This is a genomic window from Bradyrhizobium sp. NBAIM03 (assembly GCF_020194055.1).
Classification (GTDB): domain Bacteria; phylum Pseudomonadota; class Alphaproteobacteria; order Rhizobiales; family Xanthobacteraceae; genus Bradyrhizobium; species Bradyrhizobium yuanmingense.
Window position 1 is genome coordinate 18,808 of record NZ_JADYVS010000019.1, and the last position, 24,823, is coordinate 43,630.

At 65.4% G+C, this 24,823-nt stretch carries 20 protein-coding genes; 15 read left to right on the forward strand and 5 right to left on the reverse strand.

Annotation, left to right across the window (positions count from 1 at the left end; all coding sequences use genetic code 11):
• Positions 1–219 precede the first annotated feature (219 nt).
• Positions 220–3,060 (reverse strand): preprotein translocase subunit SecA, encoded by a 2,841-nt coding sequence (gene secA, locus I6F21_RS25450; RefSeq protein ID WP_225183587.1) that lies wholly within the window; start codon positions 3,058–3,060, stop codon positions 220–222.
• Positions 3,061–3,412: 352 nt separating this feature from the next.
• Between secA and I6F21_RS25455 the strand changes: the two genes are divergently transcribed.
• Positions 3,413–4,327 carry a peptidylprolyl isomerase gene (locus tag I6F21_RS25455; RefSeq protein WP_109141737.1) on the forward strand — a complete coding sequence of 305 codons (915 nt, stop codon included), beginning with the start codon at positions 3,413–3,415 and terminating at the stop codon, positions 4,325–4,327.
• 100 nt (positions 4,328–4,427) lie between these two features.
• Positions 4,428–5,669, forward strand: a complete 1,242-nt coding sequence (gene argJ, locus I6F21_RS25460) for a bifunctional glutamate N-acetyltransferase/amino-acid acetyltransferase ArgJ (protein WP_057030150.1) — start codon at positions 4,428–4,430, stop codon at positions 5,667–5,669.
• Positions 5,670–5,709: 40 nt separating this feature from the next.
• Here the strand turns inward: argJ and I6F21_RS25465 are convergent, their stop codons facing one another.
• Positions 5,710–7,035 carry a TadE/TadG family type IV pilus assembly protein gene (locus tag I6F21_RS25465; protein WP_225150726.1) on the reverse strand — a complete coding sequence of 442 codons (1,326 nt, stop codon included), beginning with the start codon at positions 7,033–7,035 and terminating at the stop codon, positions 5,710–5,712.
• A gap of 136 nt (positions 7,036–7,171) precedes the next feature.
• Between I6F21_RS25465 and I6F21_RS25470 the strand changes: the two genes are divergently transcribed.
• On the forward strand, positions 7,172–7,582 hold the full coding sequence (locus tag I6F21_RS25470) for a (deoxy)nucleoside triphosphate pyrophosphohydrolase (RefSeq protein WP_036042579.1): 411 nt from the start codon (positions 7,172–7,174) through the stop codon (positions 7,580–7,582).
• Positions 7,583–7,702: 120 nt separating this feature from the next.
• Here the strand turns inward: I6F21_RS25470 and I6F21_RS25475 are convergent, their stop codons facing one another.
• Positions 7,703–8,551: a methyltransferase domain-containing protein gene (locus I6F21_RS25475; RefSeq protein WP_109141735.1), complete on the reverse strand. Its 849-nt coding sequence runs from the start codon at positions 8,549–8,551 to the stop codon at positions 7,703–7,705.
• Positions 8,552–8,615: 64 nt separating this feature from the next.
• Here I6F21_RS25475 and I6F21_RS25480 point away from each other — a divergent pair, with 64 nt between their 5' ends.
• Genes I6F21_RS25480 through I6F21_RS25495 form a run of 4 tightly spaced genes read left to right on the forward strand, consistent with a single transcriptional unit; the run spans position 8,616 to position 11,089 of the window.
• Positions 8,616–9,425 carry a ComF family protein gene (locus I6F21_RS25480; protein ID WP_225150728.1) on the forward strand — a complete coding sequence of 270 codons (810 nt, stop codon included), beginning with the start codon at positions 8,616–8,618 and terminating at the stop codon, positions 9,423–9,425.
• A gap of 34 nt (positions 9,426–9,459) precedes the next feature.
• Positions 9,460–9,735 (forward strand): glutaredoxin 3, encoded by a 276-nt coding sequence (grxC, locus tag I6F21_RS25485; protein WP_036026245.1) that lies wholly within the window; start codon positions 9,460–9,462, stop codon positions 9,733–9,735.
• On the forward strand, positions 9,732–10,610 hold the full coding sequence (locus tag I6F21_RS25490) for a carbon-nitrogen hydrolase family protein (protein ID WP_036014649.1): 879 nt from the start codon (positions 9,732–9,734) through the stop codon (positions 10,608–10,610). The genes grxC and I6F21_RS25490 overlap by 4 nt, the downstream gene beginning before the upstream one ends.
• Positions 10,607–11,089, forward strand: a complete 483-nt coding sequence (locus I6F21_RS25495) for a DUF1178 family protein (protein WP_036014648.1) — start codon at positions 10,607–10,609, stop codon at positions 11,087–11,089. The genes I6F21_RS25490 and I6F21_RS25495 overlap by 4 nt, the downstream gene beginning before the upstream one ends.
• On the opposite strand, the gene I6F21_RS25500 is transcribed toward I6F21_RS25495, so the two are convergent.
• Together I6F21_RS25500 and I6F21_RS25505 are read right to left on the reverse strand one after the other, a co-directional pair.
• Positions 11,086–11,985, reverse strand: a complete 900-nt coding sequence (locus I6F21_RS25500; protein ID WP_225183588.1) for an EamA family transporter — start codon at positions 11,983–11,985, stop codon at positions 11,086–11,088. The genes I6F21_RS25495 and I6F21_RS25500 overlap by 4 nt on opposite strands.
• 140 nt (positions 11,986–12,125) lie before the next feature.
• Positions 12,126–12,779: a DedA family protein gene (locus tag I6F21_RS25505; RefSeq protein ID WP_036026250.1), complete on the reverse strand. Its 654-nt coding sequence runs from the start codon at positions 12,777–12,779 to the stop codon at positions 12,126–12,128.
• 294 nt (positions 12,780–13,073) lie between these two features.
• On the opposite strand from I6F21_RS25505, the gene cobS reads away from it, so the two are divergent.
• The 8 genes from cobS (at position 13,074) to I6F21_RS25545 (ending at position 24,726) form a co-directional block, all read left to right on the forward strand.
• Entirely contained in the window at positions 13,074–14,072 is a 999-nt protein-coding gene (gene cobS / locus I6F21_RS25510; RefSeq protein WP_036014642.1) for a cobaltochelatase subunit CobS, read from the forward strand.
• Between the two features lie 141 nt (positions 14,073–14,213).
• Positions 14,214–16,115, forward strand: coding sequence for a cobaltochelatase subunit CobT (gene cobT / locus I6F21_RS25515; protein ID WP_036014640.1), 1,902 nt, complete (start codon positions 14,214–14,216; stop codon positions 16,113–16,115).
• On the forward strand, positions 16,112–17,215 hold the full coding sequence (locus tag I6F21_RS25520; protein ID WP_225183589.1) for an esterase-like activity of phytase family protein: 1,104 nt from the start codon (positions 16,112–16,114) through the stop codon (positions 17,213–17,215). Before cobT ends, I6F21_RS25520 begins: the two co-directional genes overlap by 4 nt.
• A 54-nt stretch (positions 17,216–17,269) precedes the next feature.
• Entirely contained in the window at positions 17,270–18,238 is a 969-nt protein-coding gene (locus tag I6F21_RS25525; protein ID WP_225145200.1) for a tripartite tricarboxylate transporter substrate-binding protein, read from the forward strand.
• A 205-nt stretch (positions 18,239–18,443) separates the two neighbouring features.
• Entirely contained in the window at positions 18,444–19,556 is a 1,113-nt protein-coding gene (locus I6F21_RS25530; protein ID WP_225183590.1) for an NADH:flavin oxidoreductase/NADH oxidase, read from the forward strand.
• Between the two features lie 115 nt (positions 19,557–19,671).
• The gene (locus tag I6F21_RS25535) at positions 19,672–20,079 is read left to right on the forward strand and encodes a hypothetical protein (protein ID WP_036026263.1); all 408 of its coding nucleotides are present in this window, start codon (positions 19,672–19,674) and stop codon (positions 20,077–20,079) included.
• A gap of 286 nt (positions 20,080–20,365) precedes the next feature.
• Complete coding sequence (locus I6F21_RS25540; protein ID WP_225157210.1) at positions 20,366–21,565, forward strand: efflux RND transporter periplasmic adaptor subunit; 1,200 nt, start codon at positions 20,366–20,368, stop codon at positions 21,563–21,565.
• The gene (locus I6F21_RS25545; RefSeq protein WP_225183591.1) at positions 21,562–24,726 is read left to right on the forward strand and encodes a multidrug efflux RND transporter permease subunit; all 3,165 of its coding nucleotides are present in this window, start codon (positions 21,562–21,564) and stop codon (positions 24,724–24,726) included. Before I6F21_RS25540 ends, I6F21_RS25545 begins: the two co-directional genes overlap by 4 nt.
• Positions 24,727–24,823 lie beyond the last annotated feature (97 nt).

The following is a 24,823-nucleotide window of genomic DNA, read 5'->3' on the forward strand; positions in this document are numbered from 1 at the left end:
GCGCTGAGGCGGGTTGCCAGATGACTGAAGCGTGCTCAGCCGCGCGTGACGGAAAGGACCGTCTGACAATTGTGCGCCAGCCATCCTCAATGGCGTGCGCCTACCATTCGTGATGCAACGGAAGACCAGCAGGCAGCATATGGATCGGGAGCATTCGACGCATGGCGAACTCGTGGGCCAAGCCAACACCGCGAGTTCGTTGGGTTTTGAGGTCATCGATCAAGCATACCGCCCGTGGCAGTGCTTGTACTTCTTGCCACTACCGCACGGGCAGTCCTCGTTGCGGCCGACCTTGCCCCAGCTCGTCGGGTTCTTCGGGTCGCGCAACGCCGCGTCGGTGGATTGGGCGCCGAGGGTGACGCTGGCGAGAGCCATCTCGTCCTCGCCGGTGTTCGGATCGAACTTGTGCGCCTCCATCGGCGGCAGGACGGGGGCCTCCTGCTCCGGCGGGACGATCTCGACGCGCATCAGCTGCGCCGTGACGGCCTCGCGCAGGTGAGCGCTCATCTCCTGGAAGAGATTGAAGGCTTCGGTCTTGTACTCCTGCAGGGGATCGCGCTGGCCGTAGCCGCGCAGACCGATGACCTGGCGCAGATGGTCGAGCATGATCAGGTGCTCGCGCCAGAGATGGTCGAGCGTCTGCAAGAGGATGGTCTTCTCGACGTAACGCATCACGTCGGGACCCCATTGCGCGACCTTGGCCGCCATGTGTTCGTCGGCCTTGGTCTCGATGCGAGTCAGCAGCTCCTCGTCGGCGATGCCCTCTTCCTTGGCCCATTCGTCGACCGGCAGGTCGAGATCGAGCACGCGCTTCAATTCGTCCTTGAGCCCGGCGACGTCCCACTGCTCGGCATAGGCATGCTCGGGCACGTGCTTGGCGACGAGGTCGTCGATGAAGGCGTGGCGCATGTCGGCGACGGTCTCGGCGACGCTCTCGTCCTCCATCAGCTCGACGCGCTGGTCGAAGATCACCTTGCGCTGGTCGTTCTGGACGTTGTCGAACTTGAGCAGGTTCTTGCGGATGTCGAAGTTGCGCGCCTCGACCTTCTGCTGCGCCTTCTCCAGCGCCTTGTTGATCCAGGGATGGATGATGGCCTCGCCCTCTTGCAGGCCGAGACGCTGCAGCATGCTGTCGAGACGGTCCGAGCCGAAGATGCGCATCAGGTCGTCTTCCAGCGACAGGAAGAACTTCGAGCGGCCGGGATCGCCCTGACGGCCGGAACGGCCGCGCAGCTGGTTGTCGATGCGGCGGGATTCGTGGCGCTCGGAGCCGATGATGTAGAGGCCGCCGGGCTTCTTCACGGTCTTGGCAGGCTTGCTTCCCTTGGCCGGCTCGACCTCGACGGTCTCCTCGGCCTTCAGCACGATGTCGCGGAAGTGCTCGATATCGGCCTTGATCTGCTCGATCTTCTTGGCCTTCTCGGCCTCGTCGGTGATATCAGCAGTCTCCTGCTGGATGCGCATCTCCAGCGAGCCGCCGAGCTTGATGTCGGTGCCGCGGCCGGCCATGTTAGTGGCGATCGTGATCGCGCCCGGCACGCCGGCTTCGGCGACGATGTAGGCTTCCTGCTCGTGGAAGCGCGCGTTCAGCACCGCGAACAGTTTCGCCGGCTTGCCGGCGCGGGCGGCGGCATAGAGCTTGTCGAGCGCGCCCTCCTTGCCGAAATCGATCTGCTTGTAGCCGTTCTTCTTGAGGAATTCGGCGAGCACCTCCGACTTCTCGATCGAGGCGGTACCGACCAGCACCGGCTGCAGGCGCGCATTGGCGCGCTCGATCTCGGCGAGGATGGCCTGATATTTTTCCTTCTGGGTCCGATAGACCTCGTCGTCCTCGTCGAGGCGCGCGATCGACAGATTGGTCGGGATCTCCACGACCTCGAGCTTGTAGATGTCGAACAATTCGTCCGCTTCGGTCGCGGCGGTGCCGGTCATGCCCGCCAGCTTCTCGTACATGCGGAAGTAGTTCTGGAAGGTGATCGAGGCCAGCGTCTGGTTCTCGGGCTGGACCTGGACGTGCTCCTTGGCTTCCAGCGCCTGATGCAGGCCTTCCGAATAGCGGCGGCCCGGCATCATGCGGCCGGTGAACTCGTCGATGATGACGACTTCGCCGTCGCGGACGATGTAGTCCTTGTCGCGCGTGAACAGCGTGTGAGCGCGAAGGGCCTGGTTGATGTGGTGCACGACGGAGACGTTCTCGACGTCGTAGAGCGACTCGCCCTTGAGCTGGCCGGCATCGCGCAGCAGCGTCTCGATCTTCTCCATGCCGCCTTCGGTCAGCGTCACCGTGCGCTGCTTCTCGTCGACCTCGTAGTCGGTCTTGTCGAGCCTCGGCAGGAAGCCGTCGATGGTGTTGTAGAAGTCGGAGCGGTCGTCGAGCGGGCCGGAGATGATCAGCGGCGTGCGCGCTTCGTCGATCAGAATGGAGTCGACCTCGTCGACGATGGCGAAGAAGTGCGGCCGCTGGACCATGTCCTCGAGCCGGTACTTCATGTTGTCGCGGAGATAGTCGAAGCCGTATTCGTTGTTGGTGCCGTAGGTGATGTCGCAGGCATAGGCCGCCTTGCGCTCGGCATCGTCGAGGCCGTGCACGATCACGCCGGTGGTCATGCCGAGGAAGCCGTAGATCTGGCCCATCCAGCCGGAGTCGCGGCGGGCGAGGTAGTCGTTGACCGTGACGACGTGGACGCCTTTGCCGGCGAGCGCGTTCAGATACACCGCAAGCGTCGCGACCAGCGTCTTGCCTTCGCCGGTCTTCATCTCGGCGATGTCGCCCTCGTGCAGCACCATGCCGCCGATCAGCTGGACGTCGAAATGGCGCTGGCCGAGCGTGCGCTTGGCGGCCTCGCGCACGGTGGCGAAGGCCGGGACGAGGAGATCGTCCAGCGTCTTGCCGTTCGCGAGCTGCTGCTTGAATTCCGCGGTGCGGGCCTTGAGCGCCTCGTCGGAGAGCTTCGAGACCTCGGGCTCCAGCGCATTGATCGCGTTGACGCGGGACTGATATCCCTTCACCCGCCGGTCGTTGGCGGAGCCGAAAAACTTGCGGGCGAGCGCGCCGATCATGCCAGGTTCCTGTGTTCGCGATTCAACCGCGTTGGGCCTAAGAAGTTGTCACCCGCCCGCCTATCAACTCACCGTGACGCTTCGCGGCATCAGAGCCCGGACTGCGGGGGACATCCGCCATATGGGTGGGAATTGGGCAAGTCTGGGTTCAACGGCCAAAAACGCAGCAAAATAAACGCCATCGCCATGGTCGCGACCGCGCAGAGATATGGCCCGGTCGGGGCCTTGTCAACGGCGGGCGCAGTGCGGCTAATTCATCATTTTGACAGACTTTTCGCGTTGCCAAGCCCCCCTGATTGGGCGAGTGTCCGCCCCGCTCGAGCAGCCCCCTGCTTCAACATAAGGATTTTCCATGACCACCTCGTTCCCGGCAACCCAGCGCTTCCGCTCCGCGTCCGCCCTGGCTGGCAGCCTCGCTCTGGCGCTGTCCCTGGCGTTTGCGGGCCCGCTCCGGGCCGCCGATGATCCGGTGCTGGCGAAGGTCAATGGCGCGGAAATCAAGAAGAGCGACGTCACCATGGCCGAGGAGGAACTCGGGCCGAGCCTCGCCCAGATGGACCCAGCGACCAAGGACGAGAACGTCCTGTCGTTCCTGATCGACATGAAGATCGTCAGCAAGGCTGCCGAAGACAGGAAAATCGCCGACGGCGAGGAGTTCAAGAAGCGCCTGGCCTTCGCCCGCAACCGGCTTCTGATGGACAGCCTGCTCGCCAGCGAGGGCAAGGCCGCCACCACGCCGGACGCCATGAAGAAGGTCTATGAGGAGGCCGCCAAGCAGATCACCGGCGAGCAGGAGGTGCGCGCCCGCCACATCCTGGTCGAAACCGAGGACGAGGCCAAGGCGGTGAAGGCCGAGCTCGGGAAGGGGGCCGATTTCGCCGAGCTCGCCAAGAAGAAGTCCAAGGACCCCGGCTCCGCCGATGGCGGCGACCTCGGCTTCTTCACCAAGGAGCAGATGGTGCCGGAATTCTCGGCCGTGGCCTTCTCGCTGGAGCCCGGCAAGATCTCCGACCCCGTGAAGTCGCAGTTCGGCTGGCACATCATCAAGGTCGAGGAAAAGCGCAACCGCAAGGCGCCCGATTTCGAGCAGGTCAAGGCCCAGATCGAGCAGTACGTGACCCGCAAGGCCCAGGCCGAGTATGTCGCCAAGCTGCGTACCGAAGCCAAGGTCGAGCGGCTGGACCAGCCGGCGGCGGATGCGTCGAAGGACGCCAAGCCGGATGCGAAGCCGTCCGACAGCAAGATGGCGCCGCCGGCGAAGAAGTAAGAATTCGCTGTCACTTCGCGGACGCCAAGTATATCTAACGTCGCAATGGCCGGGGCTCCCCCGGCCATCTGCATGTCCAGACCCTACCAAGGCGCCCGCGATGTCCTCCTCCGTCTCTCCGCTCGCCCCCAAAACCGTCCCTGATATGCCCGTGATCGCGGGCATCCGTCTGGCGACGGCTGAAGCCGGCATCCGCTACAAGAACCGTACCGACGTGCTGCTCGCGGTGATGGACAAGGGCACTGCCGTCGCCGGCGTCTTCACCAGGTCAAAGTGTCCCTCGGCCCCGGTGGAATGGTGCCGCGCCAAGCTGAAGGGCGGCAAGGCGCGCGCGCTGGTGGTCAATTCCGGCAATGCCAACGCCTTCACCGGCAAGACCGGCCGCGCCTCCACCGCGCTGACGGCGAAGATCGCGGCCAAGGCGGTCGGCTGCAGCGAGAACGAGATCTTCCTGGCCTCGACCGGGGTGATCGGCGAGCCGCTGGATGCCACCAAGTTCGACGGCGTGCTCGGCCGCCTCGCCGAAGCCGCCGAGCCCGGCGATTACCTCGCCGCGGCCAAGGCGATCATGACCACCGACACCTTCCCGAAAGTGGCGACCGCGACAGTCAAGCTCGGCAAGGCCAAGGTCACCATCAACGGCATGGCCAAGGGCGCCGGCATGATCGCGCCCGACATGGCGACGATGCTGTCCTTCATCTTCACTGACGCGCCGATCGCGCCCGCCGCGCTGCAGGCTCTGCTCAAGAGCGGCGTCGAGGACACGTTCAACGCCGTGACCATCGACGGCGACACCTCGACCTCCGACACGCTGCTGGCGTTTGCGACCGGCGCCGCCGCCGAGCACGGCGCGCCGAAGATCAGCCGCGCCAGCGACCCGCGCCTGAAGGCCTTCGTCAAGGCGTTCAACCAGGTGCTCGCCAATCTCGCCGAGCAGGTCGCCCGCGACGGCGAAGGCGCGCGCAAGCTGGTCGAGATCACCGTCGAGGGCGCCAAGACCAAGGCCTCCGCCCGCAAGATCGCGATGTCGATCGCGAACTCACCGCTGGTGAAGACCGCGATCGCGGGCGAAGACGCAAATTGGGGCCGCGTGGTGATGGCGGTCGGCAAGGCCGGCGAGCCGGCCGATCGCGACAAGCTGTCGATCTCGTTCAACGGCATCCGCGTCGCCAAGCGCGGCGCGCGCGATCCCGATTATGACGAAGCGCAGGTGTCGGAAGCGATGAAGGCGCCGGAGATCGCGATTCTGGTCTCGCTCGGCCTTGGCAAAGGCCGCGACCGCGTCATGACCTGCGACCTCACCAAGGAATATGTGGCGATCAACGGGGACTACAGGTCGTAGGCCTTCCTCTCCCCGTTCTTACGGGGAGAGGTGAGCGCCATCATCCGGAGATCCGCGCGTCCGCGACCGCCTTCTTGAACAGCGCGTTCATGGCGTCCGCGATGCCTTGCGTCGGGCTGACCTCGAAATACAGGCCCGGCGAAGCGCAGCTCTGCATGTTCTGTGCGATCTGGCTGTTCGGCGACGGGCCATAGGGGCCAGCATTGAACGGATCGATCCACTTCATGTACCAGGGGTTGGTCGGCAGCGCGAGATACGTCGTATACAACACCGCGACCTTGACGCCGCGATCCTTCATCGTCTTGCAAAGCGCAGGGTTGAGCGGCGACTGGCACCGCGTGCTGCCCGAGAGCGGTTTAAGGCATCCGGTGTTGCTCTCATCGGCCACGCCGTCGGACACGAAGAACAGATACTTGAGCGGACTGGCCGACGTGCCGCTTCCGGGGGAGCTGATCTCGCCGTTGATCGCGGGAAAGACCGCGGTGAATGGGGTATCCTGATCGTTATTCTCGTTCTGGCCGTTCACCGACATCAAGTCGATCTTGCCGGCCGCCGACTTGGCGCTGGAGAGAGAGGCCGACAACGAAAACAGACTGCGCAGGCCGAGCGAACTTGCAGAGCCGCCGAAATCATAGATCGCCATTCTGAACTGGTTTGAATAGGTCTCGGTGGCGTTTGCCGTATCCATCAAGGACTCGGTGGCGCTCCGAAGCACGTCGATCCGGGTGGTCACGCCAAGCTTCTTGGCAAGGTCGTAATAGTTGTTCTTGTCCTTGAGATCGTGGCAGGCGAAAGCGCACTTGTCTGACGTGTTGTTGACCATCTTCTGCACGTCGGCCGGGGTCGCACCGACGCCCATCGACGGCGAATTGTCCAGCAGCAGGTAGAAATCGATATAGAGCGGCATGCTGGCCGTCGCCTTCGACGTGCCGCTCAACGTCAGCACCGACTTGCCGATCACGCCGAGGAACATGGTGTTCAAAGTTGCGGTGAACGAAACCGTCGCGGTGACGGTCGAGCCGGATTTGACCACGGTCGGTGTGAGGCCGGTCAGCGTGTAGCCGGACTGACTGGCGCGATTGGCATTGAAGATGTTCGTGGCGTCCGTGACGCCGACCGAAATCGAGCCGTCCGCAGTCATGTTGCCGGCGGCCTTGAAGGCGGGCGAAGCCTTGGCGATCGAGCCGACACTGGCGGCATCCGCCGCGGCCTGAAGCTTGGACCGGATCAGCGTCGCGCGCGAATAGTCGATGGCGCAGCCGACCGCACTGATCAGGGGAACGCAGGCGAGTGCGAAAATCACTGCGATATTGCCGCGCCGGTCGTCAACGAACCGGCGGAGGAGAGCCGAAAGCGCAGCGCGCATGGGTTGGCCTGGAGTGGTTTAAAGAGTTCCCACTCTAGGAACTGCGGATTAAATATGACTTATGGCGACTTTGGAAACTTGGACGGCAAGAGGTTAAGAAACCATTGCGGACGATCTCAGCGAGCGACAGACACGCATGGCCGATCTCAAAGTGACACTGGTGGTGGCCTGCGCGCTCGTCGACGCCGACAAACGCGTCCTGATCGCGCAGCGCCCGGAAGGAAAGGCCCTGGCCGGCCTGTGGGAATTCCCCGGCGGCAAGCTCGAGCCGGGCGAGCGGCCGGAGCAGAGCCTGATCCGGGAGCTTCATGAGGAGCTCGGCATCAACGTCGCCGAGCCGTGCCTCGCGCCGCTGACCTTCGCCAGCTACGGTTACGAGACCTTCCATCTGCTGATGCCGCTCTATATCTGCCGGCGCTGGGAGGGGTTGGTCACCGCACGCGAGGGCCAGAACCTTGCCTGGGTCCGCGCCAACAAGCTGCGCGATTACCCGATGCCGCCCGCGGACATTCCGCTGATCCCGCATCTGATCGATTTGTTGATGTGAGGTCGAAGGGTACCGCTCTCTGGCGTCATGCCCGGGCTTGTCCCGGGCATCCACGGCCTTCGTGCCAGCCTGAAAGACGTGGATGGCCGGGACAAGCCCGGCCATGACGGAAGAGAAAGATCACTCCTTCCCCGCCTTCTTCACCGCCTCCGCCAGGCTCGCTTTCGCCGACCCCGGCTTCAGCGGCTGCTGCTGGCTCGCATGCGGAGCCCAGCCCGAGAGCCAGACGATGTCGAAGGTCGCGCGGATGCGGCCGTCGGCATCGGCAAAACGCTCGGCGTAGATCTCGGCCATGCGCAGCAGCGTCGCGCGGCGCGTCGGTGTCCGCCGCCGCTCGATCAGCACGTTGGCCGCACCCATGCGGCGGAGATCCTGCATCAAGGCGAACGCATTGGCATAGCGCACCACGACACGGTCGACGTCGGTCACCGGCAGCGCAAAGCCCGCCCGCTGCAATAGCGCACCGATGTCGCGAAGGTCAGCGAACGGCGCCACGCGCGGCGACACACCGCCCTCGCATTCGGCTTCCGCCGCGGCAAAGGCCTGCCGCAGCTCGGTGAGGCTGTCGCCGCCGATCATGGCAGCAAGCAGCAGCCCGTCCGGCTTGAGTGCCCGGCGGATTTGCGCGAGCACGCCCGGCAGGTCGTTGACGTATTGCAGCGCCAGCGCCGAGACGACGAGATCGAGGCTCTCAGGCGCGAGGGGCAACTTCTCCGCGCCGGCCGCGTCGAGCGCGATGTGTTCGATGGAGGGAAGCCGCGTGCGCAACGCCGCCAGTCCCGCGCCGGGCGTCCAGAGGTCGGCGGGAGCGTGAAACTCCCGCATCACCGCTGCCAAGCGGTCGGACATGTCCTCGGCGACCCGCTCGAGCAGGAATGTGACCGCGCCTTGGGCCTGGGCGCGCTGCTGCCGCCTCTGCAGCAAGGCACGATCAAACAAGGCGGGCGGGATTTGAGCGGTCCGGACCATGCCGCTGGTTACGCCGATCTCCACAGTTCTGGCAATCCGCTGCGTGCAGCGTTAGCCTCCCCACATGGAAGCCGACGCTCCCCCCATCCGTTCCATCGCCGCACCGCTGCGGAGCGCGTGGACGGCCGGCCGCCACGTGCTGGCGCGGGCGGCGCGGCTCGCGCTCGACATCGCCCTGCCGACACAGTGCGTATCGTGCCGGGAGCCGGTTGATGGCGAGGGCGTTTGCGCTTCCTGCTGGGCGCGGCTGTCGTTCATCGAGCGGCCCTATTGCCCGCGGCTCGGCATTCCCTTCGTCTACGACCCCGGCCCCGAGATGCTGTCGATGGAGGCGATCGCGAGCCCGCCGGCTTACCAGCGCGCTCGCGCGGCGGTGCGCTACGACGACGTCGCGCGCACGCTGGTGCATGCGCTGAAGTATCAGGACCGTACCGATCTGGCGCCGGCCATGGGCCGCTGGATGGCGCGCGCGGGCGGCGAGTTGCTGACCGGCGCCGACATGCTGGTGCCCGTGCCCCTGCATTGGCGGCGGGCCTGGCGGCGCCGTTACAACCAGTCCGGCGCGCTCGCGCGCGTCATCGAGCGGCAGAGCGGGATCAAGGTGCGGGGCGACGTGCTGCGGCGGGTGCGCGCCACCGAGCAGCAGATCGGCCTGTCGCGGGCCCAGCGCGCCACCAATGTGCAAGGCGCATTCCAGGTATCTCCCCACCGTCAGGCCGAGATCCAGGGCCGCCGCGTTGTCCTGATCGACGATGTCCTGACGTCAGGGGCTACGCTCGACACCTGCGCGCGGGCCCTGCTCCGCGCCAAGGCGGCCCAGGTCGACGTGCTGGTCTTTGCCCGGGTTGTCGAGAGCGGGCCCCGTCCCATATAATTCAATGAATTCATGACATGAGAGCGCCAGACGAATGACTGCTGCTGTCGAGATCTACACCCGGCCGGGCTGCGGCTATTGTTCCGCCGCCAAGTCACTGCTGACCCGCAAGAAGGCGACCTTCACCGAATTCGACGTCGCCAAGAACCCGTCCTGGCGCCAGGAAATGTACGGCCGCGCCGGCCAGGGCTCGACCTTCCCGCAGATCTGGATCGGCGGCACCCATGTCGGCGGCTGTGACGACCTCTATGCGCTCGATCGCGAAGGCAAGCTCGATGGCATGCTCGAAAGCGTGAAGGCGGTATCATGAGCGAGAACCGCACGTTCACGGCCGCCATGGTGCAGATGCGCACCGGCCTGATGCCCGGGCCGAGCCTCGAGCAGGCTACGAAGCTGATCCGGCAGGCTGCGGCCGATGGCGCCGATTACGTGCAGACACCCGAAGTCAGCAACATGATGCAGCTGAACCGCAAGGCGCTGTTCGAGCATCTCCAGAGCGAAGAGGACGACGCCTCGCTGAAGGCCTACCGGGCGCTCGCGGCGGAGCTGAAGATTCACCTCCATGTCGGCTCGCTGGCGCTGCGCTTCTCGCCGGAGAAGGCGGTCAACCGCTCCTTCCTGATCGGGCCCGAGGGCAATGTGCTCGCGAGCTACGACAAGATCCACATGTTCGACATCGAGCTGCCGGACGGCGAGAGCTATCGCGAATCCGCCAATTACCAGCCGGGCGAGACCGCCGTGATCTCGGATCTGCCCTGGGGCCGCATCGGCTTGACGATCTGCTACGATGTGCGCTTCCCGGCGCTGTACCGTGCGCTCGCAGAAAGCGGCGCCTATTTCATCACCGTGCCGTCCGCCTTCACCCGCAAGACCGGTGAAGCGCATTGGCACGTGCTGCTGCGAGCCCGTGCGATCGAGACCGGCTGCTTCGTCTTCGCCGCGGCGCAGGCCGGCACCCACGAGAACAAGCGCGAGACCTACGGGCATTCGCTGATCGTCGATCCTTGGGGAGAGATCCTCGCCGAAGGCGATGTCGAGCCGGGCATCATCATGGCCAGGATCGACCCGGCCAAGGTCGAGACCGCGCGCCGGGCGATTCCCTCGCTCCAGCACGGCCGCCGCTTCGGCGTCTCCGATCCCAAGGCCGGGCCGGACCATTTGCACCTCGTGCGGGGCTCGGCATGATCCGCTACGCGCTCCACTGCGACCGCAATCACGCCTTCGAAAGTTGGTTCCAGAGCTCGTCGGCCTATGATTCGCAGGTGAAGCGCAAGCTCGTGACCTGCCCGATCTGCGGCTCAGCCAAGGTCGACAAGGCGATCATGGCGCCGCGCATCGTCGGCAAGAAGGGGCGCGGCCGCGCCACGCCGCCGCCGGAGCCCGTGGCCGCGACCACACCCGAGGCTGCGCCGTCAGGGCCGACCTCGCTGCTGATGGCGCAGGAGCGCGAGCTGCGCGCCAAGCTGAAAGAGCTGCGCGACCACATCGTTAAGAATGCCGACAATGTCGGCGAGCGCTTCGCCAACGAAGCCCGCGCCATGCATTACGGCGACAAGGAGCACCGCCCAATCTATGGCGAAGCCTCGCCCGAAGAGGCGAAGTCGCTGATCGACGAAGGCATCGAGGTCTCACCGCTACCGACGCTGCCGGAAGACCGGAATTAAGCTCCCACCAGCACAGCGACGCCCAGGACAATCAGCGCAATGCCTGCAAGCTCGCGCGGCGCGATCGGCTGCTTGAACGAGTAATACGCCACGGCTTGCGCGAACAGCACCTCGATCAAGGCGAGTGTGCGGACGTTGGCGGCCGCCGTCAGTGCAAAGGCGAGGAACCAGAATTGCGAAGCGAAGGCGCCGATGAAGCCCGCGAGCATCGACGGTCGCCATAACCTGAGGATTCCTCGGAGCACGTCCGGCGCGCGCCAGAGCAGGTAGATCGTCAGCACCAGCGTCTGCACGAACAGGCCGAGCGCCAGCGTAATTGACGCCGCGGTCACGAAGGACACGTCGGGCACATTGATGATGGCGCCGCGAAAGCCGACCGCTGACAGCGCGAAGGCCGCCGCGGCAACGAGGCCGGTGATGGTCGGCTTCAGCTCGGCAAAGCTCTTGTCGCCGCCGGGGCGGAGCGCGGTGATGACGACGCCGACGGTGGCGATCATGATCGCGAGCACCTTCAGCCAGGTCAGGTGATCGCCGAGGAAGACGAAGCCGAAGATCGCGGTCTGGATCGCCTCGGTCTTCAGGTAGGCCGTCGTCACGACAAACGAGCGGTCGTTCATCGCGAGCAGCATCAGGCCGGTGGCGACGATCTGGCTGAGCGCGCCCAGCAGCAGCCATGGCCAGAACACGGCTGGCGGCGCGCTGAGATGATCGCCGGTCGCGAGCAGCACCAGCCCCAGGAACAGCAGCGAGAACGGAAAGCCGAACAGGAAGCGGATATTGGTCGCGCCCCAGGTCCCCAGCGGCTTCGTCAACGACCGCTGCATCGCATTGCGCGCGACCTGCCCGAGCGCGGCAACGATGGTGAAGGGAATCCAGAGGCTGGCGATGGTGAACATGGGGTGGCGGGCGCGAGGATCGGGGCCAACGTGCCGCTAGCGGTGGAGCAGGTCAATCACACGGATGTCATGGGTGCGATGCTCTCGCACAAACTCGGTGCCTGCGAACGCAGGGACGACGGTTGTGATGTGGCGTCTGCCTAAACCTGCGGCTTGGCCGTCGCGCCGCCATACCGTCGGCGATAGATCCACATCCCCACGCCCAGCACGATCGCAACCCCTGCAACGGTCAGCATCCAGATGTGCTTGCCGACGTGCGCATGATGATGCAGCCCGGCATATTCATGCAGGGCCGACACGGCCAAGACGCCCGGCAGCACATGGGCGGGCGCCCAGGCCAGGATCGCCGGGATGTTCACGGCATAGAATTTCGTGGGCGCCATGCCCAGCGCGCCGGCGGTCACGGGCACGAAGGCGCGGATCGGCGGCACGAAGCGGGCGAAGAACACGGCCCAGGTGCCGAAGCGGTTGAAGAAGTTTTCGCTCTCCGCGACCACGCGTGGATAATTGGTCAGCGGCCAGGTGTTGAGGATCTCGCGCTGCCGCCTGTGCCCGATCCAATAGGCCGCCCCGTCGCCGAGTACGGCACCAGTTGCGGCCGCCAAGAGCACCCATGGCAGCTGCAATTCGCCGCCGGGGATCAGGGCGCTCAGCGCCAGGATGATGGTCGAGCCGGGGATCACCGATCCCACCACCGGAACGGCTTCGAGCAGCGCCGCCAGGAACAGGGTCAGATAGGCCAGCCACGCATGGGCGGAAACGAAGGCGATGAGGGGATCGAGAAAGGACGTCACGTCGTCTCTTGTAGGGCTGGAGCATGAGGGCTTCGGACCCTACATAAGTAACTGCATACGGCCAAAGTACCATTCGCAGGGATTGGGCGCGACCCGCCCGAATTTCGGCGTGATTCGCAAGGCAGCCCTCCAAAAACTGCGTTCCTTGCCTATCTAAATGAAAAGACAACGGAACTTTGATTGGTGGGCGGGCTTCTGCCGGCTCGTTGTCTCTGATAGGTTGATTTTCAGCACCCAGCCGCAGCCAACGTGCGAATAACCGGTTTCGGGACCGCCCGGGACCTCGGAGGATTGATGACGACCGCCGCCCTGTCCAAAGTTGAGGAAGTTTCCGGCCTGCCCGACATGAAGGTGTCGGTGCGCCAGGTGTTCGGGATCGACAGTGATCTCGAAGTCCCGGCCTATTCCGAAGTCGATCCTCATGTGCCCGAAGTGGATTCCGATTACCGCTTCGACCGCGCCACCACGCTGGCCATTCTCGCGGGCTTTGCCAGGAACCGCCGCGTGATGGTGACCGGCTATCACGGCACCGGCAAATCCACCCATATCGAGCAGGTCGCGGCACGTCTGAACTGGCCCTGCGTGCGCGTCAACCTCGACAGCCACATCAGCCGTATCGACCTCGTCGGCAAGGACTCGATCGTGGTCCGCGACGGCAAGCAGGTCACCGAATTCCGCGACGGCATCCTGCCCTGGGCGCTGCAGAACAACGTCGCGCTGGTGTTCGACGAATACGACGCCGGCCGCCCGGACGTCATGTTCGTGATCCAGCGCGTGCTGGAGGTTTCGGGCCGCCTGACGCTCTTGGACCAGAACAAGGTGATCAAGCCGCATCCGGCGTTCCGGCTGTTCGCCACCGCCAACACCGTCGGCCTCGGCGACACCTCGGGCCTCTATCACGGCACCCAGCAGATCAACCAGGGCCAGATGGACCGCTGGTCGATCGTCACCACGCTGAACTATCTCAGCCACGACGAGGAAGTCGAGATCGTGCTGGCCAAGGCCAAGCACTATCGCACCCAGGAGGGCCGCGACATCGTCAACAAAATGGTGCGCCTCGCCGACCTCACCCGCAACGCCTTCGCCAATGGCGATCTGTCGACGGTGATGAGCCCGCGCACGGTGATCACCTGGGCGGAAAACTCCGACATCTTCGGCGATATCGGCTTCGCCTTCCGCGTCACCTTCCTCAACAAATGCGACGAGCTCGAACGGCCCCTGGTCGCCGAGTTCTACCAGCGCTGCTTCAATGCGGAGCTGCCGGAATCGGCAATCAACGTCGCGCTGAGCTGATCTCTCACGGTGTGTCGTCCCGGCGAAGGCCGGGACCCATACCGCGTGATGTCTCGATTGAAGCGACGCTGATAGTTTCCTGACACAAGAGCGGCCGGTGGTTATGGTCCCGGCCTTCGCCGGGACGACAGATAGGGTCAGATGACCGCCTCCAACTCCAAATTCCGCAGCAACAAGGAAGCACCGACTGAGCCGTTCAAGCGCTCGGTCGCCTCCTGTCTGAAGGCGATCGCAAAGGCGCCCGAGCTCGACGTCTCCTTCGCAGCCGAGCGCCCGGGCCTTGCGCCCGGCAAGGCGCGGCTGCCTGAGCCCGCGCGCAAGATGACGAAGCGTGACGCCGCGATCGTGCGCGGCCATGCCGATTCCATCGCGCTCAAGCTCGCCTGTCACGATCCCAAGGTTCACCGCAAGCTGATGCCCGGCAATCCGCAGGCGCGCGGCGTGTTCGAGGCGGTGGAGCAGGCCCGCGTCGAGGCGATCGGCGCGCGCCGCATGGCGGGCGTTGCCAAGAACCTCACCGCGATGCTCGACGACCATTTCCACCGCGGCAAGTTCGACGAGATCACCGACCGCGCCGACGCGCCGCTGGCGGACGCGCTGGCGATGCTGGTGCGCGAGCGCCTCACCGGCATGGCGCCGCCGACGGCGGCCAAGAAGATGGTCGATCTCTGGCGACCGATCCTCGAAGACAAGATCGGCAAGCGGCTCGATCGGCTCGACGGCGTGCTCGAGGATCAGACCAAGTTCGGCGATGCCGTGCATGACCTGCTGTCGGCACTCGAGCTCGGCGACGAGCGCAACGCCGACAGCGAAGACAATGACGAGAACGAGGAGAACCAGGACGGCGACAACGACCAGTCCGGCGCCGAAGGCTCGCCCGATTCCGACGCCGCGCAGGAAATGAGCGCCGACCAGGCGCAGGCAACCAGCGAGGAGATGAGCGAGAGCGCGATGGAAAGCGCGCAGGCCTCCACCTCCGACACCTTCGACGATGGCGAGCTCGGTGATGACGAGACGCCGGGCGAGGCGACGCGCCCGAACCAGCACGGCAGGAACGAGCCGCGTGGGCCGGAGTATCACGCCTTCGCGCCCAAGTTCGATGAGGTCATCGCCGCCGAGGATCTCTGCGACCATGACGAGCTGGAGCGGCTGCGCGCCTATCTCGACAAGCAGCTCGCACATCTGCAGGGCATCGTCGCCCGTCTCGCCAACCGGCTGCAGCGCCGCCTGATGGCGCAGCAGAATCGCGCCTGGGAGTTCGATCTCGAGGAGGGCATCCTCGACCCTGCGCGGCTGTCGCGCGTCGTCACCGATCCCTATCACCCGCTGTCCTTCATGCACGAGAAGGAGGCGACGTTCCGCGACACCGTAGTGACGCTGCTGCTCGACAATTCCGGCTCCATGCGCGGCCGCCCGATCACGGTCGCCGCGACCTGTGCCGACATCCTCGCGCGCACGCTGGAGCGTTGCGGCGTCAAGGTCGAGATTCTCGGCTTCACCACGCGGGCCTGGAAGGGCGGGCAATCGCGCGAGGCATGGCTTGCCGCCGGCAAGCCGGCCAATCCTGGCCGCCTCAACGATCTCCGCCACATCATCTACAAGTCCGCGGACGCCCCGTGGCGTCGTGCGCGGAAAAACCTGGGCCTGATGATGCGCGAGGGCCTCTTGAAGGAGAACATCGACGGCGAGGCGCTGGACTGGGCGCACAAGCGCCTGCTCGGCCGGCCCGAGCAGCGCAAGATCTTGATGATGATCTCGGACGGCGCGCCGGTCGACGATTCCACGTTGTCGGTCAATCCGGGCAATTATCTCGAGCGGCATCTGCGCCACATCATCGAGGAGATCGAGACCCGCTCGCCGGTCGAGCTGATCGCGATCGGCATCGGCCATGACGTGACGCGCTATTATCGCCGCGCGGTAACGATCGTGGACGCGGAAGAACTCGGCGGCGCGATCACCGAAAAGCTTGCCGAGCTCTTCAGCGAGACCAACACGGCGCCAACGCAAGCGGCCGGTCGCCCGCGACGCAAATTGCATTCGTGAGCACGCATCCATCCCGCCGCAGCTTCGTCAGCCTCGCGGCGGCGGGATTTTCCACTCTCGCGTTGCCGCGCTTGGCGCAGGCGCAGCTGCAGCCCAAGACCGAGCCGCCGCCGCGCGCCCTCCAGCTCGAGCATGCCGTCACCGCGCCGGTCAGCGTCGACGTCAACGCGCGTAGCATTGCCAATTTCGAGCCGCGCGACCGCTCGCGCACGCGCTTCGGCTCGCTGGATTTTCGCAGCGGCCTGGTGCTGACCTCGCCCTATCGCGGCTTCGGCGGGCTGTCGGGCCTCCGCTTCCTCGACGGCAAGGGCGAGCGCTTTCTCGCGATCTCCGATCAGGGCGGCTGGTTCACCGGCAGCATCCGCTATTCCGGCCGCGAGATGATTGGGCTCGCCGACGTCGAGGCCGCGCCGGTGCTGGGCGCCGACGGGCGGCCGATCACCGAGAAGCGGCTCTGGTACGATACCGAGTCGCTCGCGCGCGACGGCAACCTCGTCTATGTCGGGCTCGAACGCGTCAACCAGATCCTGCGCTATGATTTCGCCAAGGGTGCTACCGGCGCCCGCGGCGAAGTGATCGCCGTCCCGCCGGCCTTGCGCAAGCTGCCCTACAACAAGGGGCTGGAGGCGATGGTCGTCGTGCCCAAAGCGCAGGGACCGGGCAAGAGCCAGGCCCAGCCGCTCGCGGGCACGCTGATCGCCTTTTCCGAGCGCGGGCTCGATGCCGACGGCAACCTCCTCGCTTTCCTGATCGGCGGCTCGACGCCCGGCCAGTTCAGCGTGCGCCGCTCGGAGAATTTCGACATCAGCGACGCGGTGCTGCTGCCCTCGGGCGATCTCCTCATCCTCGAACGCAAATTTTCCTGGTTCACCGGCGTCAACATCCGCATCCGCGCGATCCCCTTGAAATCGATCGCCCCTGGCGCGCTGGTCGACGGCCCCGCTTTGTTCGCCGCCGATCTCGGCCACGAGATCGACAACATGGAAGCCATCGACGCTCACGTCACGAGCGAGGGCGAGACCGTGCTGACGCTGATCTCCGACGACAATTTCTCGATGCTGCAGCGGACTTTGCTGCTGCAATTCACGCTGGCGGAGTAGAGATCGCGCCGGAACGGTTCTTGCAGCGATCGCGAGAGTCGACCGGAGATTTCGATGACCAGGTTCCTTCGCGTGTTTTGTCTATATGCGTCCTTCTGGATCGCCGCTGCAACACAAGTCCAGGCACAAGACTGGCCGGCGCGACTGATCAAGGCGACCATTCCGTTCGGTCCGGGCAGCGCGGCGGACGTGGTGCCGCGGCTGGTGTTCGAGCATCTCTCCGCCGAACTCGGTCAGCCGATCGTGATCGAAAACCGCGCCGGCGGCGGCGGTGTGGTCGGTTCGGCGGCGGTCGCGAAGTCCGATCCCGATGGTTACAGCCTGCTCGCCCAGTCGTCGGCGCTGACCATTGCGCCCCTGATGTTCCCGAATGCGAGCTTCGACCCCAGCCGCGATCTCGCCTCGGTGTTCATGATCGGATCCGGTGCCAATGTGATGATCGTGCCGAAGGAGCGCCCTTGGAGAACCATCCAGGACTTCATCGCCGCTGCCAAGGCAAAGCCCGGTTCGATCTCGTTCGGCTCGGTCGGCATCGGCAGCGCCGTGCACATCTCGAGCGAGAAGTTCCGCTACGCCGCCGGCATCGAGGCTATTCATGTGCCGTATCGCGCCGGCCCGGAAGTGATCGCCGACATTCTCGGTGGGCGCATCGATCTGTATTTCTGCCCGCTGGCGACCGCGTTGCCGCTGATCCGCGAGGGCCAAGTGCGCGCGCTGGTGGTCTCGACACCGAAGCGCGTTGCCGAGCTGCCCGATGTGCCGACGCCGGCCGAGATCGGCTTGAAGGACGCCGACAGCGAGATCTGGTTCGGCGTGTTCGTGCCGGCGAAGACCCCGCGCGAGGTCGTCGACAAGCTGCACGCGGCCGCCGAGAAAGTCCTGGCCACGCCGGCGACGCAGGTGAGCCTGACAAAGCTCGGGCTCGAACCGAGGCCGATGAAGCCCGCCGAGATGGACGACCTCGTCAAGCGCGAGCTGGCGGCCAATCAGGAGCTGATCAAGGCCGCCGGCATCAAGCCGTAGGGGCGGGTTACGCCCGCATTCCTCCATCGTCCCGGACAAGCGAAGCGCGGATCCGGGACAACAATAGGGAGACATGTTCGCCGCGGCATCTCCAGCGCAATGCATGCCGCTGCTGGTCGCCATGCTGCCCGTGCGGCTGGCAATTCGCCGCCCACCCACTAAACTTCATGCAATCGCTTCCATTTCTCCAGCCCCGGACCCTCGCATGAGCGCCCTGTTTTCTCCGATCAAGCTGCGCGGACTGACGTTGAAGAACCGCCTCGTGGTGTCGCCGATGTGCCAATATTCGGCCGATGACGGCGTCGCCACCGACTGGCACTTCACCCACATCAACAATCTCAGCCTGTCGGGCGCGGCGATGTTCTGCATCGAGGCGACGCATGTCGAGGCGATCGGCCGTATCACGCCGGGCTGCCTCGGGCTCTACAGCGACGCCTGCGAGGCCGCGCTGAAGCCGATCCTGCATTCGGTGCGCAAGCATTCCTCCACCGCGATCGCGATGCAACTCGCCCATGCCGGCCGCAAGGCCTCGAGCGCGCGCCCCTGGGACGGCGGCCAATTGATTCCGGAAGGGCAGGGCGGCTGGCAGACGGTCGGGCCGTCGGCGGTGCCGCACAAGGAGGGCGAGGCCGCCCCGCTGGCGCTGGATGCCGCGGGCTTGAAGCGCATCCGCGAGGCCTTCGTCGACAGCACAAAGCGCGCCGCGCGGCTCGGCATCGACGCCATCGAGGTGCATGGCGCGCATGGCTATCTCTTGCATCAATTCCTGTCGCCGATCTCGAACCGGCGCACCGACGAATATGGCGGTAGCCTCGCGAACCGCATGCGCTTTCCGCTGGAGGTGTTCGACGTGGTGCGCGCCGCGTTCCCCGCCGACAAGCCGGTCGGCATGCGGGTGTCGTCGACCGATTGGGTCGAGGGCGGCTGGGATCTGGCACAGACCATCGAATTCGCGAACGCGCTGAAGGCGCGCGGCGTCGACTGGATCGATGCATCGTCCGGCGGCGTCTCGCCGCTGCAGAAGATTCCGCTCGGCCCCGGCTATCAGGTGCAGTTTGCAGAGGCGATCAAGCGCGAAACCGGCCTGCCCACGATTGCCGTCGGCCTGATCACCGAGTCGAAGCACGCGGAGGAGATCGTCGCGTCGGGCAAGGCCGACATGGTCGCGCTCGCCCGCGGCCTGCTCTACGATCCGCGCTGGGGCTGGCACGCCGCCGCCGAGCTCGGCGGCGTGGTCGAGGCGCCGCCGCAATATTGGCGCTCGCAGCCGTCCACGCAAAAGGCGCTGTTCGGCAAGACCACGTTCGGGGCGAGGTGAGAGCGAGTGGGGTGCGCGCGCTGCCACCCCTCACGCATCCGTAAACCTCCTCACCTTCCATGCCCCCCAAAACTGGCCTAACCTCTGCATACTCAACGCCTCGCGGAGGCTGGCCATGCGCTTTCGTTTTCGTAAAACTGCCCATGTGTTCGAGCGCGTTGGCCTTGCCATGGCGGGGGCCGCGTGCGGATTGTTCGTCGGCGCCTATGTCGGCTCGGCGATCCCCACCCTCACCACGCAGGGCTTCCTGCTGCTGATGATGCTGCTCGGCGGCATCGGCTTCTATCTCGGCATCGACACGCCGCAGATGCCTTTCGACGATGCGCACAGCCAGATCGACGCCGCCGAGCTCATGAGCGCCGCCGGCACGCTCTCCGCTACGCTCACCGCCTTCGCCTCGGTCGCCGTGATCGTGCTCCGGCTCGATCCGCACATGGCCTGGACCTGGCTCGTCTTGGTCGGCTGGATTGCCGGCGTCACCATGCAGATCGTCGCCGGCGCCAAGGCCAGGCTGCGTAAGTAGCTCTCTTTGTCAGGATGGGCCCGCCTGAAGCGGGCGTCTCGAAGGACAGCCGCCGGGAAAAGCTCGCAATTCCGAGTGCCCGTCGTTCACGGCAGGGTTCGGCTTGCCGCAACTGCCTTGCCCGGCACCGTCTCTCTCTCTGTCAACCCGTCATCCGGTCAGGGCGCCGTTCGGAGCATTGCGCGCGCATTGGTCTTGAAGAGTTCATCTTTGCAACACATCTTGTGGCGCCCGCAGGTAGAGGCGTACCCTGCATCTTCTGCGGCTTTGATGCGAGGACCTGGGGATGAGCGGACCGGACGGAAGCAGGCAGTTGATCAAAAAGCACGATTTCGTTCAGGTCAGCGCAATTGCCGGGCTTCTCGCCGCCGCGTTCGCCCTGTCCGGCTGCGACAAGCCGGCATCGCAGGCTGCGGCTCCGCCGGCGCCGGCGGTGACGGTCGCCCAGCCGGTCAAGCGCACAGTCACCGATTGGGACGAGTTCACCGGCCGCTTCGAGGCGGTGGAGGAGGTCCAGGTGCGGCCGCGGGTCGGCGGCTTCGTCAACTCGGTCGAATTCCAGGACGGCGCCATCGTGCGTCGGGGTGACCTGCTCTACGTGATCGATCCGCGCCCGTTCGAGGCGGTGGCCACTCAGGCGGAGGGCCAGCTGTCAGACGCACGGGCGCGAGTGGAGCTCGCCAAGCGCGAGCTCGACCGTGGTCTCAGCCTCGTGCAGACCAGCGCGGTCTCCGAACAGGTCGTCGATCAGCGCCGCCAGGCCTTGCAGGCTGCGCACGCCGCCGAGATGCAGGCCGAGGGCGCGCTGAAGGCCGCCAAGCTCAACATCGAGTTCACGCATGTGGCAGCGCCCTTGACCGGCCGCGTCAGCCGCCATCTCGTCAGCCCCGGCAATCTCGTGCAGGGCAGCGACACCGGCACCTCGACGCTGCTGACTTCGATCGTCGCGCTCGATCCGATCTACATCTATTTCGACATGGATGAGGCGACGTTCATCAAATACAGCAAATTGTGGTTCGAAGGACGGCGGCCAAGTTCGCGCGATACCGCGAACCCGGTGCAAGTGACGCTGGCCGGCGAGACCAAGCCCTCGCGCGAGGGCACCGTCAATTTCCTCGACAATCGGCTGGACGTGTCGACCGGCACGCTGCGCAGCCGCGCGGTGGTGAAGAACACGGATCTTTCGATCCTGCCCGGCCAGTTCGGCCGCGTCCGCCTGATCGGCAGCGCGCCTTACGAGGCGCTGCTGATTCCGGACGCTGCGATCGCAACCGACCAGTCCCGCAAGATCGTGTTCGTGGTCAAGCCTGATGATACGGTCGAGGCACGCCCCGTCGTGCTCGGTCCGCTCGACGACGGCCTGCGCGTGATCCGTGAAGGGCTGAAGCCGGACGATCGCGTCATCGTCAACGGCATCCAGCGCGCCCGCGTCGGCGCCAAGGTCGCTCCCCAGACCGCGCAAGCGCCGGCCGGTGGCAAGTCATGAATCTTGGCCGCCTCTCCATCAACCAGCCCATTTTGGCGATGGTGCTGTCGATCGTGCTCCTGATCGTCGGTGCACTCGCCTACACCACGCTGCCGGTCTCCGAATATCCGCAAGTGGTGCCGCCGACCGTCGTCGTCACGACGCAATATCCCGGCGCCTCCGCCCAGACCGTGTCCGACACGGTCGCAGCTCCCATCGAGCAGGAGATCAACGGTGTCGAGGACATGCTGTATCTCTACAGCCAGGCGACCTCGAACGGCCAGCTCACCATCACCGTCACCTTCAAGCTCGGCACCGATCTCGACAAGGCCCAGGTGCTGGTGCAGAATCGCGTCGCCATCGCGCAGCCGCGCCTTCCAGAGGAAGTGCAGCGCAACGGCGTCACCACCCGCAAGAACTCGCCCGACATCCTGATGGTCGTGTTCATGCTGTCGCCGGACGACACGTTCGACCAGCTCTACATCTCCAATTATGCGCTGCTCCAGGTCCGCGACCAGCTCTTGCGCATCGACGGCGTCGGCGACATCCAGATCTTCGGCGCCCGCGACTATTCGATGCGGCTGTGGCTCGATCCTGACAGAATCGCCAATCTCGGCCTGACCTCGGCCGAGGTGCTCGCGGCCATCCGCGCCCAGAACGTGCAGATCGCCGGCGGCCAGATCGCCGAGCCGCCGATCACCGATCGGGCCTTCCAGCCCAATCTCACCTTCACCGGACGTTTGAAGGACCAGAAGCAGTTCGAGGATATCCTGATCAAGGCCGGCCCTGACGGCCGCACGGTGCGGCTGCGCGACGTCGCCCGCATCGAGCTCGGGGCGCTGGCCTACAGCACCAACAGCTTCCTGCTGCGCAAGTCGGCGGTCGCGATGCTGGTGACGCAGCGGCCGGGCTCGAACGCGCTCGCGACCGCAAAGAACATCTCCGACACCATGACGAGGCTCAAGGAGAGCTTTCCCAGGGGGCTCGACTTCAATATCGGCTACAACCCGACCGAGTTCATCGCCCAGTCGGTCCACGAGCTGATCAAGACCATCTACGAGGCCATGCTGCTCGTGGTCGTCGTCGTGCTGGTGTTCCTGCAGGGATGGCGGCCCGCGATCATTCCGATCATCGCGATTCCGGTCTCGCTGGTCGGCACGTTCGCGGTGATGGCGGCGCTCGGGTTCTCCATCAACAATCTCACCCTGTTCGGGCTCGTCCTCGCGGTCGGCATCGTGGTCGACGACGCCATCGTCGTGGTCGAGAATGTCGAACGCCATCTCGAACACGGTCTCAGTCGTCGCGATGCCGCGCTGAAGACGATGGAGGAGGTCGGCGGCGCACTGGTCTCGATCGCCCTGGTGCTATGCGCGGTGTTCGTCCCGACCGCGTTCCTCGGCGGCATCTCCGGGCAGTTCTTCCAGCAATTCGCCGTCACCATCGCCGTTGCGACGGCGATCTCCTGCTTCTGCTCGCTGACGCTCTCGCCCGCGCTGGCCTCGCAGATCCTCACGCCACACGAAGAAAAGCGGCCGCCGGCCACCTGGAACATCATCGCGCGCGGCTGGAATGCGTTCACCGGCGTGTTCAATCGCGTGTTCGACCGGCTGGCGCATGGCTATGCCGGCCTCGCCAATTTCGCGATTCGCCATTCGGTGGTGATGCTGCTGATCTACGTCGTGCTGATCGGCGGCGCCGGCTGGCTGATCGTGACCACGCCGCAGGGCTTCATCCCGGCGCAGGATCGCGGCTACGTCATCATATCCGTGCAATTGCCGGGCGCGGCGTCGCTGGCGCGCACCACCGAGGTTGTTCGCGAGATCGAGCGGATCTCGCTGGATACGCCGGGCATCGTTCGAGTCGCCGCCTTTGCCGGTTTCTCCGGCGCCACCCGCACGCAGGCCGGCAATGCGGCGGCGCTGTTCCCGGTGTTCGACGAGCCCGAGGCGCGGCTGAAGAAGGGCCTGTCCGCGAATGCCATCACGGCCGAGCTGCGCAAGCGCCTGTCCGCGATCCAGGGTGCCTTCATCATCGTGATTCCACCGCCGGCCGTGCCCGGCATCGGCACTGGCGGCGGCTTTGCCATCCGCATCCAGGATCGCCAGGGCCGCGGGCCTGAAATGCTCGCAGCCGCCACCGACGAGCTTGTCGCCGCCGCGCGCAAATCGCCCTCGCTGCTCGCCCCCTCGGTGTTCTCGCCGTTCACGGCCAACACGCCGCAGCTCTTCGTCGACATCGACCGCACCAAGGCGCAGAAGCTGGGCGTGCCCATCTCCAACATCAACGAGACGATCCAGACCTATTTCGGGTCAACCTATGTCAACGACTTCAACCTGTTCGGCCGCACCTACCACGTCACCGCGCAGGCCGACTTCCCGTTCCGGAAAGAACCGAGCGACCTTGCGCGCCTGCGCACGCGCAACGCTTCCGGCGACATGGTGATGCTCGGCAGCGTGGTCGAGTTCAAGGACGTCTCGGGACCCGACCGCGTCGCGCGCTACAATCTCTATGCGGCGTCCGAACTCCAGGGCGAGCCGGCGCCGGGCACGAGCTCGACCACCGCGCTCAACGCCATCAAGCAGCTCGCGAACGATACTTTACCGAGCGGCTTCACCTTCGAATGGACCGACCTGTCCTATCAGCAGGTCACCGGCGGCAATGCCGGTCTCTACGTATTTCCGATCTGCGTGCTGTTCGTCTATCTCGTCCTCGCCGCGCAATATGGCAGCTGGACGCTGCCGTTCGCGGTGATTCTGATCGTGCCGATGTGCCTGCTCGCCGCCACCATCGGCGTTCGCGTCATGGGCCAGGACGTCAACATTCTGACCCAGATTGGCTTCGTCGTGCTGGTGGGACTGGCGGCGAAGAACGCGATCCTAATCGTCGAATTCGCGCGCGATATCGAGAACGAAGGCAAGACGCGGCTGGAGGCCGTCATCGATGCCTGCCGCCTGCGCTTGCGGCCGATCCTGATGACCTCGTTCGCGTTCATCCTCGGCGTCTTGCCGCTGGTGATCTCGACCGGCTCTGGCTCGGAGATGCGCCAGGCCGTCGGCGTCGCCGTGTTCTTCGGCATGATCGGCGTCACCCTGTTCGGCCTTCTGTTCACGCCGATCTTCTACGTCGTGGTGCGGAACCTGGCGGAAGGGCGGCGCGACAAGAAGCCGGAGGCGATGGCCTGACGTCTGTCTCGATGGCCAAAGACTCCGCCACATCCTCCGCTGTCATCCTCGCGAACGCGGGGATCATAACCACAGGGAGGAGTTTAGCGCGACAGCG

Excerpts from the sequence above, each read along its gene's own strand:
- secA (WP_225183587.1), bottom strand. The coding sequence starts at position 3,060 with ATGATCGGCGCGCTCGCCCGCAAGTTTTTCGGCTCCGCCAACGACCGG.
- I6F21_RS25455 (WP_109141737.1), top strand. The coding sequence starts at position 3,413 with ATGACCACCTCGTTCCCGGCAACCCAGCGCTTCCGCTCCGCGTCCGCC.
- argJ (WP_057030150.1), top strand. The coding sequence starts at position 4,428 with ATGTCCTCCTCCGTCTCTCCGCTCGCCCCCAAAACCGTCCCTGATATG.
- I6F21_RS25465 (WP_225150726.1), bottom strand. The coding sequence starts at position 7,035 with ATGCGCGCTGCGCTTTCGGCTCTCCTCCGCCGGTTCGTTGACGACCGG.
- I6F21_RS25470 (WP_036042579.1), top strand. The coding sequence starts at position 7,172 with ATGGCCGATCTCAAAGTGACACTGGTGGTGGCCTGCGCGCTCGTCGAC.
- I6F21_RS25475 (WP_109141735.1), bottom strand. The coding sequence starts at position 8,551 with ATGGTCCGGACCGCTCAAATCCCGCCCGCCTTGTTTGATCGTGCCTTG.
- I6F21_RS25480 (WP_225150728.1), top strand. The coding sequence starts at position 8,616 with ATGGAAGCCGACGCTCCCCCCATCCGTTCCATCGCCGCACCGCTGCGG.
- grxC (WP_036026245.1), top strand. The coding sequence starts at position 9,460 with ATGACTGCTGCTGTCGAGATCTACACCCGGCCGGGCTGCGGCTATTGT.
- I6F21_RS25490 (WP_036014649.1), top strand. The coding sequence starts at position 9,732 with ATGAGCGAGAACCGCACGTTCACGGCCGCCATGGTGCAGATGCGCACC.
- I6F21_RS25495 (WP_036014648.1), top strand. The coding sequence starts at position 10,607 with ATGATCCGCTACGCGCTCCACTGCGACCGCAATCACGCCTTCGAAAGT.
- I6F21_RS25500 (WP_225183588.1), bottom strand. The coding sequence starts at position 11,985 with ATGTTCACCATCGCCAGCCTCTGGATTCCCTTCACCATCGTTGCCGCG.
- cobS (WP_036014642.1), top strand. The coding sequence starts at position 13,074 with ATGACGACCGCCGCCCTGTCCAAAGTTGAGGAAGTTTCCGGCCTGCCC.
- cobT (WP_036014640.1), top strand. The coding sequence starts at position 14,214 with ATGACCGCCTCCAACTCCAAATTCCGCAGCAACAAGGAAGCACCGACT.
- I6F21_RS25525 (WP_225145200.1), top strand. The coding sequence starts at position 17,270 with ATGACCAGGTTCCTTCGCGTGTTTTGTCTATATGCGTCCTTCTGGATC.
- I6F21_RS25530 (WP_225183590.1), top strand. The coding sequence starts at position 18,444 with ATGAGCGCCCTGTTTTCTCCGATCAAGCTGCGCGGACTGACGTTGAAG.
- I6F21_RS25535 (WP_036026263.1), top strand. The coding sequence starts at position 19,672 with ATGCGCTTTCGTTTTCGTAAAACTGCCCATGTGTTCGAGCGCGTTGGC.
- I6F21_RS25540 (WP_225157210.1), top strand. The coding sequence starts at position 20,366 with ATGAGCGGACCGGACGGAAGCAGGCAGTTGATCAAAAAGCACGATTTC.
- I6F21_RS25545 (WP_225183591.1), top strand. The coding sequence starts at position 21,562 with ATGAATCTTGGCCGCCTCTCCATCAACCAGCCCATTTTGGCGATGGTG.